General features: G+C 57.6%; 1 protein-coding gene. It reads right to left on the bottom strand.

Annotated elements, in window-relative coordinates; translation table 11 throughout:
• Nucleotides 1-846: 846 nt before the first annotated feature.
• The coding region (locus WBB85_RS02725) for an XdhC family protein (protein ID WP_432637089.1) at nucleotides 847-1,802 on the bottom strand (956 nt) is incomplete at its 5' end.

The raw sequence follows: 1,802 nt of genomic DNA, 5'->3' as shown, positions 1-1,802 counted from the left end.
ATTGTCTGAACGACCGCTTTTCCTGCCGCGATGCCGCGTAGAAATTTACGCCAGAACAGCGACAATCGTGCTGCGAGCGCACGCAGCGAGGAAGTCAAATTCACAGATTGGGCTCTTCGCGGTCGATCTCCGCACTGCGGCGGCCCTGGACGCATCCTTTGGTCCTCGTGGGTGAGGCCCGGCCCACTCCTGCCGTTCATCTCGACCTACAAGCGCTGCGGTGCGGTCCGTCGAACCGGACCTTGATCGATCGCGCAGCATCGTGCGATCACGAACGACGGCAGCGCGGGACATTCCGAACATTGACTAACGAGTGACCAATGGCCGCTTTTGATTTACTGCAGACACAGTAAAAAGCACCACGGGCGGAAAGTGTGCATTCGCCGCTCTGCAGCGAGTATTTTGAGATACCGCCAAAGCGGACCTTCAAAACCGAGAGGTCTGGTCGGTCCTCTTTCAGGATGGTTCTTCGGGGAAGCAGACCTTCGCTGCGGGTGCGAGGTGGTCGGGCACCGCCTACGAAACCGGACATTCACACGAAGCCACCTACTCAGGCGTCTGATCCGATGAGGGGTCGGCAAAGCGGATGTCGTTCGCCGCGGACGCGAAGACCACATGTACGGAAGGCAACAGCCGACATTGATGCGATGATTTCGCTCACCCCTACAAAGCCAACGCGCGTGGCGAAGACTGCCCTTCGCTTTGGGTGTGAGCTAGTTGTGCGCGCACCCAAACACTTCGGCCATGCGAGGCCTGCAAGTGACGAGCTACGCTTGCGATTGGCATATCAAGAAGAAACAACATACGCAGTAGTTTCAACCTCGCATAATAAAAGTCATGTCTGCTTCAGTTCGACACCGAGCCGGACTCCGCAAGAATTTCTGCGAGTACGGACACAGCCAGTGTATGAGCATTACGCGTCGACGGTATCAATCCAATCGGTCCGCGAAGCCGGTTGCGAGCGGAGGCTTCCAAGCCCAAGGCCTCGAGTTCCAGAAGCCGCGCGTCGGCGGCGCGTTTGCTGCCTTGGGCGCCCACAAAGAACGCGGGCGAGCTTAGAGCCGCTGCAAGGATGGGCGGTTCCCAATCATGATCGTGAAAGAACAGTGTTACAGCTGTCCGGTCGTCGATGCTCAGATCTTTCGGCATCGCCTTCTGCGATAGGCGATGGGCTCTGCAACCAGCACGGCCAGCCGCCTCCAGCGTTTTGCCGTCAGGCGAGAATAGCTCGTTCTGGAACCCGATGGATTGTACGATCGCAGCAAAGGTCACCGCCTCTGGCCCTGCGCCGAAGGTCAGGAAACGCAATTCCGGCGCTATCCGAATGGTGAACCGCGATACTGCGCGCCCGGTTTCTCCGTCGGATCGCACATGCAGCTTCCCTGTAGGTATATCAATCATCAGACAACAAAGCTCTCGTCTTGCATGACGCAGTGTCACATCCTGCAATGCGTCGCGGTCAGGTTGCGGGACAATCAGAATGTCCAGACCGCCGCCGCAAGGCAGCCTGATGTCCATGAAGGGCGATCCCTTTCCATAGCGAATTTCACGGGGCTGTCCTTGGGATAGGGCTGCGACTGCATGATGTGCGATATCCGCTTCGATACATCCCGAGGACAGGTTGCCAACCGTCGAACCGTCTTCGAAGATGGCCATGGAGGCACCAAGCGGTCTGTAGGATGGGCCTTCGATTCCGCAGATGACAGCAAGTGCCGCCACCTGTTGAGAAGACGCGATCGCTTCTAGCGGTTCGATTTCAAGATTGGCGATGGTTTTCTTTCCGATCATGGTCCTAATCCCCA

The organism is Albidovulum sp. (genome assembly GCF_049646345.1).
GTDB lineage: Bacteria > Pseudomonadota > Alphaproteobacteria > Rhodobacterales > Rhodobacteraceae > Albidovulum.
The sequence above is the reverse complement of the archived record's forward strand: the minus strand, read 5'-3'. Positions and strand labels throughout refer to the sequence as shown.